Source organism: Streptomyces achromogenes, assembly GCF_030816715.1.
Classification (GTDB): Bacteria; Actinomycetota; Actinomycetes; order Streptomycetales; family Streptomycetaceae; genus Streptomyces; species Streptomyces achromogenes_A.
On the sequence record NZ_JAUSYH010000001.1, the window covers coordinates 1,247,907 to 1,262,899 of the forward strand.

At 72.9% G+C, this 14,993-nt stretch carries 15 protein-coding genes; 10 read left to right on the forward strand and 5 right to left on the reverse strand.

Annotated features, from left to right (window positions below):
• Positions 1-57 precede the first annotated feature (57 nt).
• Positions 58-609, reverse strand: coding sequence for a GNAT family N-acetyltransferase (locus tag QF032_RS05600; RefSeq protein ID WP_306954651.1), 552 nt, complete (start codon positions 607-609; stop codon positions 58-60).
• Between the two features lie 74 nt (positions 610-683).
• Here QF032_RS05600 and QF032_RS05605 point away from each other — a divergent pair, with 74 nt between their 5' ends.
• A complete protein-coding gene (locus QF032_RS05605; RefSeq protein ID WP_306954650.1) occupies positions 684-1,094 on the forward strand; it encodes a VOC family protein in 411 nt (136 codons plus the stop codon).
• A gap of 227 nt (positions 1,095-1,321) precedes the next feature.
• Positions 1,322-2,086 (forward strand): VOC family protein, encoded by a 765-nt coding sequence (locus tag QF032_RS05610; protein WP_307055157.1) that lies wholly within the window; start codon positions 1,322-1,324, stop codon positions 2,084-2,086.
• 106 nt (positions 2,087-2,192) lie between these two features.
• Here the strand turns inward: QF032_RS05610 and QF032_RS05615 are convergent, their stop codons facing one another.
• Positions 2,193-2,684 (reverse strand): MarR family winged helix-turn-helix transcriptional regulator, encoded by a 492-nt coding sequence (locus QF032_RS05615; protein ID WP_306954648.1) that lies wholly within the window; start codon positions 2,682-2,684, stop codon positions 2,193-2,195.
• 656 nt (positions 2,685-3,340) lie between these two features.
• On the opposite strand from QF032_RS05615, the gene QF032_RS05620 reads away from it, so the two are divergent.
• The 6 genes from QF032_RS05620 (at position 3,341) to QF032_RS05645 (ending at position 7,947) form a co-directional block, all read left to right on the forward strand.
• Positions 3,341-3,889 carry a DUF5134 domain-containing protein gene (locus tag QF032_RS05620; RefSeq protein WP_307055159.1) on the forward strand — a complete coding sequence of 183 codons (549 nt, stop codon included), beginning with the start codon at positions 3,341-3,343 and terminating at the stop codon, positions 3,887-3,889.
• An 84-nt stretch (positions 3,890-3,973) separates the two neighbouring features.
• Positions 3,974-4,909: a M56 family metallopeptidase gene (locus tag QF032_RS05625; RefSeq protein ID WP_307040583.1), complete on the forward strand. Its 936-nt coding sequence runs from the start codon at positions 3,974-3,976 to the stop codon at positions 4,907-4,909.
• A gap of 254 nt (positions 4,910-5,163) precedes the next feature.
• Positions 5,164-5,835: a phosphatase PAP2 family protein gene (locus QF032_RS05630; RefSeq protein ID WP_307040585.1), complete on the forward strand. Its 672-nt coding sequence runs from the start codon at positions 5,164-5,166 to the stop codon at positions 5,833-5,835.
• A complete protein-coding gene (locus QF032_RS05635) occupies positions 5,823-6,386 on the forward strand; it encodes a hypothetical protein (RefSeq protein ID WP_373430297.1) in 564 nt (187 codons plus the stop codon). Before QF032_RS05630 ends, QF032_RS05635 begins: the two co-directional genes overlap by 13 nt.
• Before the next feature lie 9 nt (positions 6,387-6,395).
• A complete protein-coding gene (locus tag QF032_RS05640) occupies positions 6,396-7,085 on the forward strand; it encodes an HAD family hydrolase (RefSeq protein ID WP_307055163.1) in 690 nt (229 codons plus the stop codon).
• Between the two features lie 187 nt (positions 7,086-7,272).
• On the forward strand, positions 7,273-7,947 hold the full coding sequence (locus QF032_RS05645; RefSeq protein WP_306954642.1) for a TetR/AcrR family transcriptional regulator: 675 nt from the start codon (positions 7,273-7,275) through the stop codon (positions 7,945-7,947).
• Here the strand turns inward: QF032_RS05645 and QF032_RS05650 are convergent.
• Positions 7,935-9,437: an LVIVD repeat-containing protein gene (locus tag QF032_RS05650; RefSeq protein ID WP_307055164.1), complete on the reverse strand. Its 1,503-nt coding sequence runs from the start codon at positions 9,435-9,437 to the stop codon at positions 7,935-7,937. The two genes, QF032_RS05645 and QF032_RS05650, sit on opposite strands and share 13 nt — an antisense overlap.
• 189 nt (positions 9,438-9,626) lie before the next feature.
• On the opposite strand from QF032_RS05650, the gene QF032_RS05655 reads away from it, so the two are divergent.
• Positions 9,627-10,265, forward strand: a complete 639-nt coding sequence (locus QF032_RS05655; protein WP_307055166.1) for a DUF305 domain-containing protein — start codon at positions 9,627-9,629, stop codon at positions 10,263-10,265.
• Positions 10,266-10,356: 91 nt separating this feature from the next.
• On the opposite strand, the gene QF032_RS05660 is transcribed toward QF032_RS05655, so the two are convergent.
• Positions 10,357-11,043 carry a DUF6214 family protein gene (locus QF032_RS05660; RefSeq protein ID WP_307055168.1) on the reverse strand — a complete coding sequence of 229 codons (687 nt, stop codon included), beginning with the start codon at positions 11,041-11,043 and terminating at the stop codon, positions 10,357-10,359.
• Between the two features lie 147 nt (positions 11,044-11,190).
• On the opposite strand from QF032_RS05660, the gene QF032_RS05665 reads away from it, so the two are divergent.
• A complete protein-coding gene (locus tag QF032_RS05665; RefSeq protein WP_307055170.1) occupies positions 11,191-12,561 on the forward strand; it encodes an FAD-dependent oxidoreductase in 1,371 nt (456 codons plus the stop codon).
• 72 nt (positions 12,562-12,633) lie between these two features.
• Here QF032_RS05665 and helR read toward each other — a convergent pair whose 3' ends face one another.
• Positions 12,634-14,802, reverse strand: coding sequence for an RNA polymerase recycling motor ATPase HelR (gene helR / locus QF032_RS05670; protein WP_307055173.1), 2,169 nt, complete (start codon positions 14,800-14,802; stop codon positions 12,634-12,636).
• Positions 14,803-14,993: the final 191 nt, after the last annotated feature.

Consider the following 14,993-nt stretch of genomic DNA (forward strand, 5'->3'; position numbering starts at 1 on the left):
GGGTCCTGCGGGTTCGGCGGAGCCCTGGGGTCCTGGGGAACCGGGCCGGCGGCGTGCTCAGGCCGGCGGCACGGCCAGCGGCTTGACCAGCAGCTCGAACTGGAGGTCGTCGCGCCGCGGAATGCCGAAACGCTCGTCACCGTACGGGAACGGGGTCATACGTCCCGTACGGCGGTAGCCGCGCCGCTCGTACCAGGCGATGAGGTCCTCGCGCACGGAGATCACCGTCATCTGCATCTCGCCGACGCCCCAGTCCTCGCGGGCCTGCCGCTCGGCCTCCGCCATGACCGTCCTGCCGAGGCCGGCGCCCTGCACCGCGGGACTCACCGCGAACATGCCGAAGTAGGCGTGGTCGCCGCGGTGGGCCAGCTGGCAGCAGGCGACCACACGGCCGTCCTGTTCGACGGTGATCAGCCGGCTGTCCGCCGCCTTGATGACCGCGCGCACACCTTCGGGATCGGTGCGCTGTCCCTCGAGGATGTCCGCCTCCGTCGTCCACCCCGCCCGACTGGAGTCCCCGCGGTAGGCGGACTCGATGAGCGCGACCAGCTCGTCCACGTCGGCGTCGGTGGCGGTGCGGAAGACGAGGTCGGTGGCTGCGGTGTCCATGCGTGCGGTCTCCGGTCTCTGACACGGGCTGGGGTTCGCCCGAGCCTAACCCCGTCCGGCTAGGCTGCCGCCGCATGGTGCACGTACTGAGCAGCAGGACCCTGCTTCGACCGGCCGATCCCGAGCGTTCCCGCGTCTTCTACGGGGAACAGCTGGGCCTGGCCGTCTCCCGTGAGTTCGGCACGGGCCCGGACCGCGGGACCGTCTACTTCCTCGGCGGCGGCCACCTGGAACTCTCGGGCCGCGCCGAGAACCCGCCGACACCGGCCGAGCGCGCCGCCGCTCCCGTGCGGCTGTGGCTCCAGGTGGCGGACGCCGCGGCGGCACACGACGAGCTGCGGGCCAAGGGCGTCGAGATCACGCGTCCGCCGGTGAAGGAGCCCTGGGGTCTGATCGAGATGTGGATCGCCGACCCGGACGGAATCCCGATCGTGCTCGTGGAGGTACCGGCGGACCACCCGATGCGGTACCGGCCGGGCATCTGAGAGCCCCCGCCGGGCACGGCCGGGCCGGCTTCCCCGGGAACTGCGGGCAGCGCCCCGCGCGACGGCGGACGGGTCCGGCCGGACGCCGGCGGTCCGAAGGGACCCGGCCGGACTTCGGGTGCCGTCGGAGCCGGTCCGGCGGGCGGGCGGGGGCGAAGAGGTCAGTGGATGCGGTGCGGCCGGGCGGGGCATAGCGTGCTGAGGGGGCGACCCTTCGGAGGAACGCCATGAAGCTCGACGCGCCCGTGCCGGGCGGCCCCTGCTGGGCCGAGCTGGGGACCGGTGACCTGGAAGCGGCGAAGCGGTTCTACGCGGAGCTGTTCGGCTGGCGCGCGGAGACGGATCCGCGGCAGGAGGCCGGCGGCTACTCGGTCGCACACCTCGGCGACGCGGCCGTCGCCGCGCTCGGTCCCCGGTACCAGAAGGCACAGCCCTGCGCCTGGAGCGTGTCGTTCGCCGTGACCGACGCGGACGTCAGCTCCCGGCTGGCCACGGAGGCCGGCGGCAGGGTGCCGGTCGGACCGATGGACGTCTTCGACGTGGGCCGGTTCGCGGTCGTCCTCGACCCCGCCGGGGCCGCGTTCCAGTTGTGGCAGGCGCGGTCCTTCTCCGGCGCGGGCCTGTTCAACGCGCCCGGCTCGCTCGGCTGGGTCGAGTTGCTGACCCGTGATCCCGACGGAGCGGAGACCTTCTACACCACGGTCTTCGGCTGGACCGTCCACTCGTCGGAGAACTACCTGCAATGGGGCGTCGGCGGCGCGGACTTCGGCGGCATGATCAGGATGGACGACAAGTTCCCGCCCGAGGTGCCCCCGCACTGGCTGCCGTACTTCGCGGTCGCCGACGTGGACGCCACCACGCAGACCGCCCTCGGGGCCGGCGGTGCCGCGCTCATGGAGCCGACCACGGTGCCGGACGGCCCGCGGATCGCCGTGCTGCGCGATCCCCAGGGCGCGGTGTTCGGGGTGTACGTCGCCGGACACGACAGATGACGCCTGGGGGCTGCGCACAGACAACGCCTGGGGGCTGCGCTCCGAGCCGGGACGTGGCGGAGCAACCCCGTCGGTGCACCCCCTCGGCGCACCTCCCGCGGCTCGGTCAGACGCCCAGCGACCGCATCTGCCCCTCCAGCCGGCTCAGCAACTCCCCCAACAGGTCCGCCAGTTCGCCCTGTCGGCCGTCGTCCATGGCGGACAGCGCGGCGCTCTCGTAGGCGAGCTGCTCGGGCATGATGCCGTCGACGAGGTCACGGCCGGCGTCGGTGAGCCGGAGGTGCGCGACACGACGGTCGCGGCTGTCGCCCCGGCGCTCCACCAGACCGCGTTCGGTGAGCTGCTTGAGGCGCTTGGTGACGGCCGCGCCGGACGAGTAGGTCTCGCGGGCCAGTTCGCCGGGGGTCAGCTCGTGGCCCTGGCGGCGCAGCGCGCCGAGCACGTCGAACTCGGGGCGGCTCAGTCCGGCCCGCCGCAGGGGCGCGTCCTCGGCCTGCTGGAGGAGGGCGGCGCAGCGGTTCACACGGCCGATGATCTCCATGGGCCCGGTGTCCAGGTCCGGCCGGACGGCCTGCCACTGCCGGACGACGGCCGACACCGTGTCGGTCCTGTCGGTCCTCGCCGGGCCGCCGATTCCGTCTCCGCTTCCTTGCCCGTTTCCTTCCCCGTTCCTGTTCCTGTTCCTGTTCCCGTTTTCGTTGCCGTCGCCTGGTCGCTCCTCGGGCGTGGCCGGGGCGCCGGCTGCGGGGGTCCGTCGCGGCGCTTCCCCGGTCGTGGACCCTTCCGATGTTCCGTCCCCGGCCGCCGCACGCCCCTGCTTCCCCGTCATCCCCGTACGTCCTCCGCTCTCGCCTTCGCGTCCCGGTCCAGGAGCAGTCCCTGGCGCCGTACCGTCGCCGCGAGCGTACGGTGTCCCGACCGCCCGGCCGTCACGACCCGCTCCTCGGGCGGCGGTCCCCGCCACCACTGGCCGGACGCGGCGTCCGCGGTGAACGCAGTTCGACCAGTGCGCCGGAAGGGACCCGGGCCGGGCTGTCCTCGGCTCGGAATCGGCTCGGAGGCGGCTGGGCCGCCGACAAGGCGCACTGCACGTTTCGATACGTTTTTTCCGTTTTTCACTCGCGAACGATTCACGCGCTCCGCCCGGCGCTCCCCGTGTACCTCCTTGCGCCCGCGTGCGCGCTGCGTGGTGTGGGCATTGCATTCGGTGATCGGCGGCATTCGGTGCTGGCGACGTCGAGCGGGGAGGTGCGCGTGCACGGACCGGCTTCGCCCGGCTGGCTGCTGGTGGCGCTGTGTGCGGCGACCGGGGCGTACTGCCTGCTGCGGATGCGCAGCAGCGTCGAGGAGCAGCGCCGGGCCGCGGGCGGCGAGGCGCTGATGGGTTTCGGGATGGCCGCGATGGCCGTGCCCCCGGCCGTGTTCACCCCGCCGGCCTGGACCTGGCCCGCGTACGCCGCCGTCTTCGGCACAGCCGCGTTGCGGGCGCTGTGGGCGGCCCGGGTGAGCGCCTGCCACCTGCATCACCTGGTGGGCGCCGGGGCCATGGTCTACATGGCCGCCGCGATGGCCGTCTCCCCCGCCCCGGCCCACGCGCACGAGCACGGCGGCGCGGGGGTGCCGCTGCTGACGGGCGTGCTGCTGCTGTACTTCGCCGGCTATGTCCTCGTGTCGGGGGTCCGGCTGCTGCCGGTCGCCGGGACGGGCACGTCCGCCGTCGCCTGGAGCGACCGGCCGGAAGTGGTCCGGGCGTGCCGGCTGTCCATGGGGATCGGCATGCTGGCGATGCTTCTGACGATGTGATGCGCGGGACGGCGGCCATGGCCTGCGTCACTTCGCCGTGCACAGCAGTGCTCCGGGTGGCGCCACGCTCATAGGGTGCTGTTCATGACGGTCACCGCGGTCCTGCTGCTGCTCGGCGCTCTGACCGCTGTGGTCGCCCCCCGGCTGATCGCCCGGGCCGACTGGCCGGACCGTGAACCGGTGGTCGCCCTGTGGGCGTGGCAGTGCGTGGTGGCCGCGATCCTGCTGTGCTGTGCGCTGTCCATGACGCTGAGTGCGGCGGCCGCCTGGCAGGGGGTGCGCGGACAGGTCTTCGCGCCGGCTCCGCAGGCGGTCGTCGAGGCGTACACGGCGGGCGGGACCGGCCCTTGGGCCGCGGCGACCGCGCTGGCGCTGGCCTGCGGCGGGGTGTGGAGCGGGACGATGCTCGTGCGGGAGGTCCTGCGCGGCCGGGCCGGACACCGGTCCCGCCAGGCCGAACTGCGGCTGCGGGCACCGCTGTTGCCGGGCGAGTCGGCCTCGTCCGGCGGGCTGCTCGTGGTGGAGGGTGAACGCCCCGACGCCTGGTGGCTGTCGGGCGCACGCCCCCGACTGGTCGTCACCACGGCCGCGCTGCGACGCCTGAAGGGTCGTCAGCTCGATGCCGTCCTCGCGCACGAGCAGGGACACGCCCGGGCTCGGCACGACTGGCTGCTGCGCTGCTCGACGGCGCTGGCCACCGGGTTCCCGCGGGTGCCGGTGTTCGCCGCGTTCCGCGCCGAGATGCACCGGCTGGTCGAGCTCGCCGCCGACGACACGGCGTCGCGCCGCTTCGGCCGGCGGACGACCGCGTTGGCACTGGTCGAACTCAACGAGGCGCGGGGCGTGTTCGGCCCCGCTCCCGCCCCGCAGGCCCATGTGCCGCGGCGCGTGGGCCGGTTGCTCGCACCGCCCGACCGCCTCACCGCGACCCGTCGGCTCGGGCTGACGGCCGCGGCCGCGCTGCTGCCGGTGATCCCGGTGCTGGTGACCCTGGTACCGGGTCTGCGGGCGCTGGTCTGAGCGTCCTCCTACGCGGGGGCGGCGCTGGAATGAGCGTTGCCGGCACTCAGCGGCGTCGGCGCCGGCTCGTGCGCGGTGCCGGCCCCTTCCCGGGTCGGGTCGCCGCCGGGTCGGGTCGCCGCCGGGTCGGAGTCCCGCTCCCGGTCGGGGATCTCCTCTCCCGAGGGGCCCACATTCCCGGATCGGGCCCTCGGGGCCCCGTGTCGGCCACCCCGCGTGGGTTTCCGGTCCCACGGGTCGGCGAGGATCTGTTTATGCACCACGCGCCCCACGACTCCCCGCCCCGTCCCGCGGCCCTGCCCACGTTCCGCCACGCCGCGGCGGCACTGGGGCTGTGTTCCGTGCTGCTGCTCGTGCTGGTGGCGGTCGAGTGGCGTCCCCTGATCTCCGCCGACGACGACGTCTCCCGCACGACGCATCGCTGGGCGGTCGCCGACCCCGACGTCACGCAGGCCTGCCGCATCCTCACCGACTGGGTCTGGGACCCGGTGACGATGCGACTGCTGGGGGCCGCGGTGGCCGTGTGGCTGGTGTGGCGCCACGCGGACTGGTGGACGGCCGGATGGCTGGTCGCCACGGCCGCTCTGGGCACGCTTCTCCAGCAGGGACTCAAGGCCGCGGTGGGGCGCGCCAGGCCGGTCTGGCCCGACCCCGTCGACTCCGCCCACTACGCGGCGTACCCCTCGGGGCACGCCCTGACCGCCACCGTCGTCCTCGGGCTGCTGCTGTGGCTGCTGCACCGGCATGGCGTCGGCCGCGTGGTGTGGCGGGCGGCGCTGGCCCTGGCGGCGCTGTCCGTCGCGGGCGTGGGCCTCACCCGGATCTGGCTGGGCGTGCACTGGCCCTCGGACGTCCTGGGCGGCTGGATGCTCGGGGCGATGCTGGTGACCCTGGCGATCGCGGTACAGCTGCGGTGGCGCCCGTGACGGCACCGGGACGGCGATACGCCTACGTGGGACCGCCGGACCTGCGCCGGACGGTCGTCGACGGGGCAGGCGGCGGGGTGATCCGCAGCGCCACGGACCTGGACGGCGCGGCGGGAGGGGACGGCGGCGCGGCCGCGGACGACGGCGGGGAACCGTTCACCTACGTCGTCGGCCTCGACGGGCTGCTGCGGCTCGCGCCCCGCCGCAGCGAACACGTGGCCTGCGCCGAGGGTCAGGACGTCCTCGGTGCGGGCGAGATCTCCTTCCGCCGCACCCCGGACGGGCCGCAGGTGCACGAGGTCAGCAACCAGTCCACCGGATACTGCCCCGACCCCGACTCCTGGCCGGCCGTGGCCGCCGCGCTGGACCGGGCAGGCATCGCCCGGCCGGACGGTTTCACGCACGCCCTGGTCTTCCGGCGCTGCGAGGGATGCGGGGAGCACAACGTGGTGCGCGAGGCGGTCTTCGTCTGCGTCTTCTGCGACGAGGATCTCCCTTCGGCCTGGAACATGGCCGCTTCTCGGCAGCCGCCCCCCGCACGGGGTTCCTAGGATTTCCGCATGACCACCGTGCTGTTCGACTTCTCCGGGACCCTCTTCCGCATCGAGTCCACCGAACGGTGGCTCCGCGCGGTGCTCGACGCCGCGGGCATCGCACTCGCCGAACCGGAACTCGCCGACACAGCACGGGCGTTGGAGGCGGCGGGCGCGCTGCCGGGCGGGGCGACTCCGGTGCGCCTGCCCGAGGAGATCGCCGGGGTGTGGCGGGTCCGGGATCAGAGCGCCGAGCTGCACCGGGCCGCGTACACGGGCCTGTCCCGCCAGGTGCCGCTGCCGGACCCGGCGCTGCACGACGCCCTGTACGACCGGCACCGCACGCCGGCGGCCTGGTCGCCGTATCCCGACGCCCGCGAGGTGCTGAGCGGGTTGCGCGAGCGCGGGTCCCGGATCGGCGTCGTCAGCAACATCGGCTGGGATCTGCGCCCGGTGTTCCGGGCGCACGGTCTCGACCGGTACGTCGACGCGTACGTGCTGTCGTACGAGCACGGCGTGCAGAAGCCGGACCGGCGGCTGTTCAAGGTCGCGTGCGAGGCACTGGACGCCGATCCGCGCGACACGCTGATGGTGGGCGACGACCGCCGGGCGGACGGCGGCGCCGCGGCGCTGGGCTGCGCGGTGCACTTCGTGGATCATCTGCCGGCGGCCGAGCGTCCGGACGGGCTGCGCCCGGTGCTGGACCTCCTGGGCTGACCGCAGCACGGCGGCGTCGGAACGCCGGCGACAGTGGCCATGAGGACACCATCGGACGAACAGTGCGCCCACTCTGGACGATCCCCCGCGTCGCCCAGAGCAGGCGCCGGCCCGGTGCGCTCCGCCAGAGCGACCGGGACGTCCTGAGTATAGTTGGCTGGCAGCCAGTCAACACAGGAGTTACAGGATGTCCCCGCGCAGCGCCTCGGTCAATGAAGAATTGCGGCGTCGTTCCCGGGAGCGGCTCCTGCAGGCGGCGGTCGAGCTGGTGGGCGAGCGCGGCTACGAGGCGACCACGCTCGGCGACATCGCGGACCGGGCCGGCTCGGCGCGCGGTCTGGTGTCGTACTACTTTCCCGGCAAGCGGCAGCTGGTGCAGTCGGCGGTCCACCGGCTGATGCACCGCACGCTGGAAGAGGCGCTGGAGCGCGAGCCGCGCACCGAGGACGGCCGGGAGCGGATGGCGCGGGCCATCGACGCGATCATGGGGCTGGCCCGGGACCGTACCGTGCTGATGCGTCAGCACATGGCGGGGCTCCTGCAGGCCGAGGGCTTCGTACAGTGCCCGGAGCAGCAGCGGCTGGCCGAGCTGCTGCGGGAGACCGCGGTCCGGCACGGGGCGCAGGATCTCGACCACGACTATCCGCTGCTGCGCTCCCAGTTGATGGGCGCCGTCTACGCGTTGGTCCTGCCCAACGTGCCCCTGCCGTTGACGACGCTGCGCGCCGAGCTCTTCGCGCGCTACCGGCTCGACTGGGAGCTGGGGGTCCCGCCGGACGCCGAGGCGCCCGGCGGGGGGTGCGGCGCCGATCTGTCTCGGTTCTTCGCGACCGGTCCGACGCCCGGCGATCAGTCGAAGTAGTCCGGCTGGGTCTGGACGTTGAGCTCGCCCAGCCGGATTCGCCCGGCCGGATCCGTGCGCCGGTCGCTGAGCTTGAGCACGTCGAAGCCCTTGGCGATGTCGTTCGAGTAGATGTAGCCGTTGTAGTAGTACGCCGACCACGCGCCGCCGGTCTGCAGGGTCGTGGTGCTCAGCGGACCGCGCTCGAAGTAGGCGATCTCCCTGGGCTTCGCCGAGTCGGTGAAGTCCCAGACGGAGACGCCGCCCTGGTACCAGGCCTGGACCATGAGGTCCTTGCCCTTGACCGGGATCAGCGAGCCGTTGTGTGCGACGCAGTTCTCGGTGGCCGCCTGGTAGCGCGGGATCTTGTAGTAGCTGCGGAAGACGAGCTTGCGCTTGTCGCCCTTTCCGGTGATGTCGTAGATGCCGTCGGCGCCGCGGGTGGGGCCGGTCGCCGCGTCGCAGGTGGCCGCGCCGCCGCCGCCCAGTTCATCGGTGAAGACGACCTTGTTCGCCTTCTGGCTGAAGGTGGCCGAGTGCCAGAAGGCGAAGTTGACGTTGTCCTGCACCCGGTCGATGACCTTCGGGTGCTCCGGATCCTTGATCGAGAACAGGATGCCGTCGCCCATGCAGGCGCCGGCCGCCAGGTCCTTCTCGGGCAGCACGGTGATGTCGTGGCAGCCGGTCGTCTTGGAGACGCCGGGGTTGGTCGGACCACCCGGGTTGCCGCCGCCGTCCGGGCCCTCGCCGGGGAACAGCACGGGGAAGCCGACGACAGCCGCCTTCTCGGGCGCGTCGCGCGGCACCTTGATGACGGAGATGCCGTCGTGCGGGGGCTGACAGTCGGGGTAGGCGGCGTTGGGCGAGTACGAGGAGACGTAGACGTAGACGTTCTTGCGCTGGGGCACCAGGGTGTGGGTGTGCGAACCGCACGCGGTCTCGACGGCGGCGACGTACTTCGGGTTCCTCTTGTCGCTGATGTCGAAGACCTTCATGCCCTCCCACGAGGACTTCTCGGTGACCGGCTGCGTGGTGCTGTTGCAACTGCTGTCGCTGCGCGAGGAGTCGGTCGACAGGAAGAGCAGGTTGCCGGAGACGGAGACGTCGTTCTGCGAGCCGGGGCAGAGCACCTGGGCCACGGTCTTCGGCGCCTTCGGGTTGCCGATGTCGAAGATGCGGAACCCGTCGTAGTTGCCGGCGAAGGCGTACCGGCCCTGGAAGGCCAGGTCCGAATTGGTGCCCGGCAGGACGTCCTTGGGGATGTTCGTCAGGTGCTGGATGTTGCCGGAGTGGACGATCTCGTCCTGCCCGGGTATCTCGCCGGCGGCGATCGCGGCGCCCGCCCGGGTCCGGGCGTCGCGGGTCACCTCCCGCCCGACGGCGGGGCCGTCCCCCGGGTCGGGGGTCGCGGCCGCCGGGACCGCGGTGAGCAGCGCGGCCAGGAGCCCGGTGCAGGCGGCGGCGGCTTTCCACCGTCTGCGTCGTGTTCGAGGATCGTTCGACAGGGTCACTGCATCCTCCCTAGTCACCGTTCAGGCGGGAACGGTTCACGGTGCTCCGAAGTATCGTCTTCATCATGCACATATCAAGGGTCGGCAACGTACTCGTCATGAATGAATCGGTTCGGCGGTGCTGTCGGCGGTGCATGGATTCGGACGAGGGCGGGCCCGCCCTCGACTCGCCTGCTCCAGGAGGTCGTTGTGCTCGTCCGCCGCGTGCCCCTCGTGTCAGCCTCGCTGCTCCTCGCCCTGGCCCTCGCCGGCTGTGACTCGGGGACGGACGCCGGGTCGGGCGCGGTGAGCGGCCCTTCGGTGATCGCGCCGGGCAAGCCGGGCGAGGCGAACCGCACCCTCTCGGCACAGGACGCGGCCGAGCAGCGCGCCGACGACGACACACCCAACTCCGCCGACGTGGCCTACGCGCGGAAGATGATCGAACACCACGCCCAGGCACTGGAGATGACCGAACTCGTGCCGGACCGCGCCGCATCGGGGGACGTCAGACGCCTCGCGCTGCGCATTTCCGCGGCACAGGGGCCGGAGATCAAGGCCATGGAGGGCTGGCTCACCACTCATGGCCAAAAGACGACGGGCGGCACGCACACGCACACGGCGATGCCCGGCATGGCGACCGCGGCCCAACTGACCGCGTTGCGGGCGGCCCGCGGGAAGGCGTTCGACACGCTCTTCCTCACTCTGATGATCACTCACCACGAGGGTGCGCTCACCATGGCCGCGGAGGTCAAGGCGCAGGGCAACAACATACGGGTCGAGGAGATGGCGGACGACGTGATCGCGCAGCAGACGAGCGAGATCACGCGGATGAACGGGATGCGCTGACGCCTTCCGACGCCCCGCGAGGGGCCACCACCGCACCGGAGGGAAGCGCAACGCCCGGCGCCGGACGCGATGTCCCGCGCCGGACGGAACGTCAGCGCCGGGCGTGACGCGGCGTCAGGTATCCGGCGTCGCGTGCCCGGGCGATCAGCCGCAGCGACCGTCGCCTGCCGTGCCCCGTCGCGTACATCACCGCGAGGACGGGATTTGCCCCCTCCTCCTGGGCCGCGCGGTATTCCTGCGCCGTCAGCCACAGCCCTTCGACGCCGCGCGGCCACACCGGGCGGGCCCGCCGGGGGCCCAAGAGCTCCTCGGCGCCGTGCCCGGCCTCCGCCACCGCCGGGTGGCCGGCTCCCCCGTCGCCCTCCGCGCGGTCCGCGGCCCCCATACCGTCCGCGGCCTCTGCGTGGTCCTCGGTCCCCGTGCGGTCCGCGGCCCTCGTGTCGTGCACGTCCGGCGTCGCGTCCGTCAGGGGTTCGCCGTCGCCTTCGTCGCCGTCTTCGTCGTCGGACCCGTCGAAGAGGGGTTCCTCGATCCAGTCCGCGAGCAGGGTCAGGTCGACGAGCGAGAGGGCGGGCCGGGCCCGGATGTCCTCGATGGAGACCCGGCCTCCGCTGACGACGGCGAGCAGGTCGACACGCGCCCCGTCGGTGAACGACAGCCGGACATGGGACCAGGAAGTGGCGCCTCCCCCCTCCCGGACCTCCCACGCCGGCCGCACGGACACCGTGCCGTCCTCGGCGGAACGATCAGAAAGATCAAGAAACGATGCTTCCAGCACATACACAACGTAACCGCATGATCACTTTCCATACGAACGGACACGCGTGCGGCGCGACCGCACGGCACCCTGTCAGCGGAGCCGTGACGGTGCGATGCTGGAGGCACCAGCGAATCTCCTCCGACCTCCGGGGTAAGGAGTTCCGCCGTGCTCCGTGTCGCCGTCGTCGGCTCCGGGCCGAGTGGTGTCTACACCGCCCAGAGTCTGGTCCAGCTGGATCCGGACGTCCTCGTCGACGTACTGGACCGCCTGCCCTGCCCGTACGGGCTGGTGCGGTACGGCGTCGCCCCGGACCACGAGAAGATCAAGTCCCTGCAGCAGAACCTGCGCGCCGTGCTCGAGCACGAACGGGTCCGGTTCCTCGGCGGCGTGCGGGTGGGCGCGGACGGCGTGCCGACGGCCCGGCTGCGCGAGCTCTACCACGCGGTCGTGTACTGCGTCGGCGCCGCGACCGACCGGCACCTCGGCGTCCCCGGCGAGGAGCTGCCCGGCAGCTGGTCGGCGACGGAGTTCGTCTCCTGGTACAGCGCCCACCCGGACGCCGTCCCCGCAAGGTTCCTGCACGGCGTCGACTCGGCCGTGGTGGTGGGCATCGGGAACGTCGCGGTGGACGTCACCCGGATCCTGGCACGGGGCGCCGCCGAACTGAGCCCCACCGACATGCCTCAGGCGGCGCTGGCCGCACTCGCGGCGAGCGAGGTGAGGGAGATCCACATGGTCGGACGGCGCGGCCCCTCGCAGGCCCGGTTCACCACCAAGGAGCTGCGGGAGCTGGGCACGCTGCCGGACGCCGAGGTCGTCGTCGACGAGGCGGAACTGGCGCTCGATCCGGCGTACGGGGATCCTTCCGGGCTTGCGGCGGCACAGCGCCGCAACGTGGAGGTGCTGCGCGGCTGGGCGGCGTCGCCGGCGCGCGGCGCCCGACGGCGCATCCGGCTGCGGTTCTTCCTGCGGCCCGTCGAACTGCGTGCTGTCGGGGGCCGGTTGGGCGTGGTGCGGTTCGAGCGGACGGCACCGGACGGGCGTGGCGGGGTGACCGGCACCGGCCGGTACGAGGACGTCCCGTCGCAGCTGGCCCTGCGGTCGGTGGGCTACCGGGGCACCCCGCTGGAGGGTCTGCCGTTCGACGCGGGGCACGGCACCGTGCCGCATCTGGCGGGACGGGTGGTGCGTGACGGTCAGGTGGCGCCGGGCGAGTACGTGGCGGGCTGGATCAAGCGCGGCCCCACCGGTGTCATCGGTACCAACCGGCCGTGCGCGAAGGAGACGGCGACGTCCCTGCTGGCGGACGCTCCCGCCCTCGTGCGACGGGAGCTGCCCGGCGACCCGCTCTCGCTGCTGCGGGCCGCCGGAGCCGAGCCCGTCGGGTGGGCGGGCTGGCAGGCGATCGAACGTGCGGAGGCCGAGCTCGGGGCCTCGCTGGGCCGCGGGGTCGTCAAGCTGCCGGACTGGCCGTCGCTGCGGGCGGCGGCGGGCCCGGCCGCCGTCGGCGTCCAGGATCCGCCGCCCCTGCGGTGAACACTCCGGTCGTCCCTTCGGCGGGCACCGCGGTCACGGGGCGCACGTGACCGCGGGCGGCGGCCGGCCGCGTCAGGAGCTCGTGAGGACGACCAGGCGCTGGGTGGCCCGGGTCATCGCGACATAGCGGTCGACCGCGCCTTCGACGCCCGTCCCGAAGGTCTCCGGGTCGATCAGGACGACCAGGTCGAACTCGAGCCCCTTCGACAGTTCCGGCGTCAGCGACCGCACGCGCGAGGTCGGCCGGAACGCAGGGTCGCCGATGACGCAGGCGATCCCGTCGTCGTGCTCGGCGAGCCAGGCCTGAAGGATGGGCTCCAGCTCCGAGACGTCCCCATGGGCGACCGGGACGCCGCTGCTGCGGATGGAGGTCGGGACGTTGGCGTCCGGAAGCGCGGCCCGGATGACCGGTTCGGCCTCCGCCATGACTTCCTCCGGGGTCCGGTAGTTGACGGTCAGCGACGCCACGCTGATCCGGTCGAGCCCGATCCGCTCGAGCCGTTCCTGCCAGGACTCCGTGAATCCGTGCCGGGCCTGGGCACGGTCCCCGACGATGGTGAAACTCCGGGACGGACAGCGCAGCAGCAGCATCTGCCACTCCGCGTCGGTCAGCTCCTGCGCCTCGTCCACCACGATGTGGGCGAAGGGGCCGGCCAGCAGGTCCGGGTCGGCGAGGGACAGTTCGCTCTCGTCGACCAGGCTGACCTGGGCGTCCTCGCCGCGCAGCATGGTCACCAGGCCTTCGCCGTCGTCGCCGTCGGCCCCGGAGTCGGCCACCGCCGCGATCAGGTTGTCGACGACCTGCGTCATGCGCTCGCGCTGGGCGGCGAGGACGGCCTTGTGGCGGACCTTGCGCCGGGCCTCCTTCGGGTCGCCGAGCCGCTGGCGTGCCGCGTCCAGGAGCGGCAGGTCGGACACCGTCCAGGCCTGGGGGTCCGCCCGCTGCAGCGCGCGCACCTCGTCCGGGGTCAGCCAGGGGGCGCACATCCGCAGATAGGCGGGCACCGACCACAGGTCGCCCACCAGGTCGGCCGCTTCCAGCAACGGCCATGCCCGGTTGAGGGCGCCGACCAGTTCACGGTCGTGCCGCAGCGCCTTGCGGAACAGCGCCGGTGAGACGTCGCCGCCGTGCTTGTCCAGCAGGATCGTGACCAGTTCCTCCCAGATCAGGTCGCGCGCCTCGTTGTGCGGAGTGCCCGGCGCCGGCGCGTCGAACGCCTCGGCCCAGTCGTCGGCGCCGAGGTGGACGTCGGCGTCCGAGACGGTGACCGTCATCCCCTCCGTCGGCGGCGACTCGTAGAACCGGACGGCCGTCTCGATCGCCTTCACCATGTCCGCGGACGACTTCAGCCGGGCCACCGTCGGGTCTGCCTCGAGCGCCGCGTCGGCCCCCTCGGTGACGAGGTCGCGCAGGACGCAGGTCTGCACGCCCTCCTCGCCGAGGCTCGGCAGGACGTCGGCCACATAGGCCAGGTAGGGCCGGTGCGGGCCGACGAACAGCACACCGCCCCGACGGTGCCCGAGGCGGGGGTCGGAGTAGAGGAGGTAGGCCGACCGGTGCAGGGCCACGACGGTCTTCCCGGTGCCCGGACCTCCGTCGACGACGAGCGCGCCCCGCGAACCGGCGCGGATGACGGCGTCCTGGTCCGCCTGGATGGTGGCGAGCACGTCGCGCATCCGGCCCGACCGCCGGCCGCCCAGACTGGCGATGAAGGCCGACTGGTCGTCGAGCGCGGCGTGCCCTTCGAGCCCTTCGGCGGTGAACACCTCGTCCCAGTAGTCGCTGATCCGGCCGCGGGTCCAGCGGTAGCGGCGGCGGCTCACCAGGCCCATCGGGTCGGCGTGGGTGGCCGCGAAGAACGGCTCGGCCGCGGGGGAACGCCAGTCGATCAGCAGTCGGCGGCCCGTGCTGTCGGTGAGGCCGATGCGTCCGACGTACAGGGGCTCGGGGTCGTCGGCGCCGACCATGTGCCCGAGGCACAGGTCCAGGCCGAAGCGGTTCAGGGAGCGCAGCCGGCCCGTCAGCCGGTGGATCTCCTGGTCGCGGTCCATCGCCTCCCGGCCGAGGCCGCCCGGGGCCCGGCGCTCGGCGTCGAGACGGGCGGAGAGTTCGGCGATCGTCTGCTCGAGGCTCTCCGCGATCGCCGCGAAGCGCTGCTCGTCGCGGGCGATCAGCTTCGGGTCGGCTTTGGCGGACAGCCGGTCGGGAAGAGCGAACGCGCCGGCGGTCGAGGGGGTCATGTGGTCGACATGCACTTCGTAGATCACTCATTTCCGCAGGTTCGGGCCTCGGCCTGCGATTCTGCGGTACGACGGGGGCCTTGCCGCAAGCCCCCGGGTGCGCTATACGTTGAGAGTGGCAAGGAGTGTGGTCTTCTCCGTCGCCCTTTTCTTTCGTCCGCCGTGGTCGGGCGGTTTCTCCGGACTTCCCA

What these genes read in the sequence shown, in the direction of transcription:
- QF032_RS05600 (WP_306954651.1), bottom strand. Translation starts at nt 609, where the DNA reads ATGGACACCGCAGCCACCGACCTCGTCTTCCGCACCGCCACCGACGCC.
- QF032_RS05630 (WP_307040585.1), top strand. Translation starts at nt 5,164, where the DNA reads ATGCACCACGCGCCCCACGACTCCCCGCCCCGTCCCGCGGCCCTGCCC.
- QF032_RS05640 (WP_307055163.1), top strand. Translation starts at nt 6,396, where the DNA reads ATGACCACCGTGCTGTTCGACTTCTCCGGGACCCTCTTCCGCATCGAG.
- QF032_RS05645 (WP_306954642.1), top strand. Translation starts at nt 7,273, where the DNA reads ATGTCCCCGCGCAGCGCCTCGGTCAATGAAGAATTGCGGCGTCGTTCC.
- QF032_RS05610 (WP_307055157.1), top strand. Translation starts at nt 1,322, where the DNA reads ATGAAGCTCGACGCGCCCGTGCCGGGCGGCCCCTGCTGGGCCGAGCTG.
- QF032_RS05605 (WP_306954650.1), top strand. Translation starts at nt 684, where the DNA reads ATGGTGCACGTACTGAGCAGCAGGACCCTGCTTCGACCGGCCGATCCC.
- helR (WP_307055173.1), bottom strand. Translation starts at nt 14,802, where the DNA reads ATGACCCCCTCGACCGCCGGCGCGTTCGCTCTTCCCGACCGGCTGTCC.
- QF032_RS05625 (WP_307040583.1), top strand. Translation starts at nt 3,974, where the DNA reads ATGACGGTCACCGCGGTCCTGCTGCTGCTCGGCGCTCTGACCGCTGTG.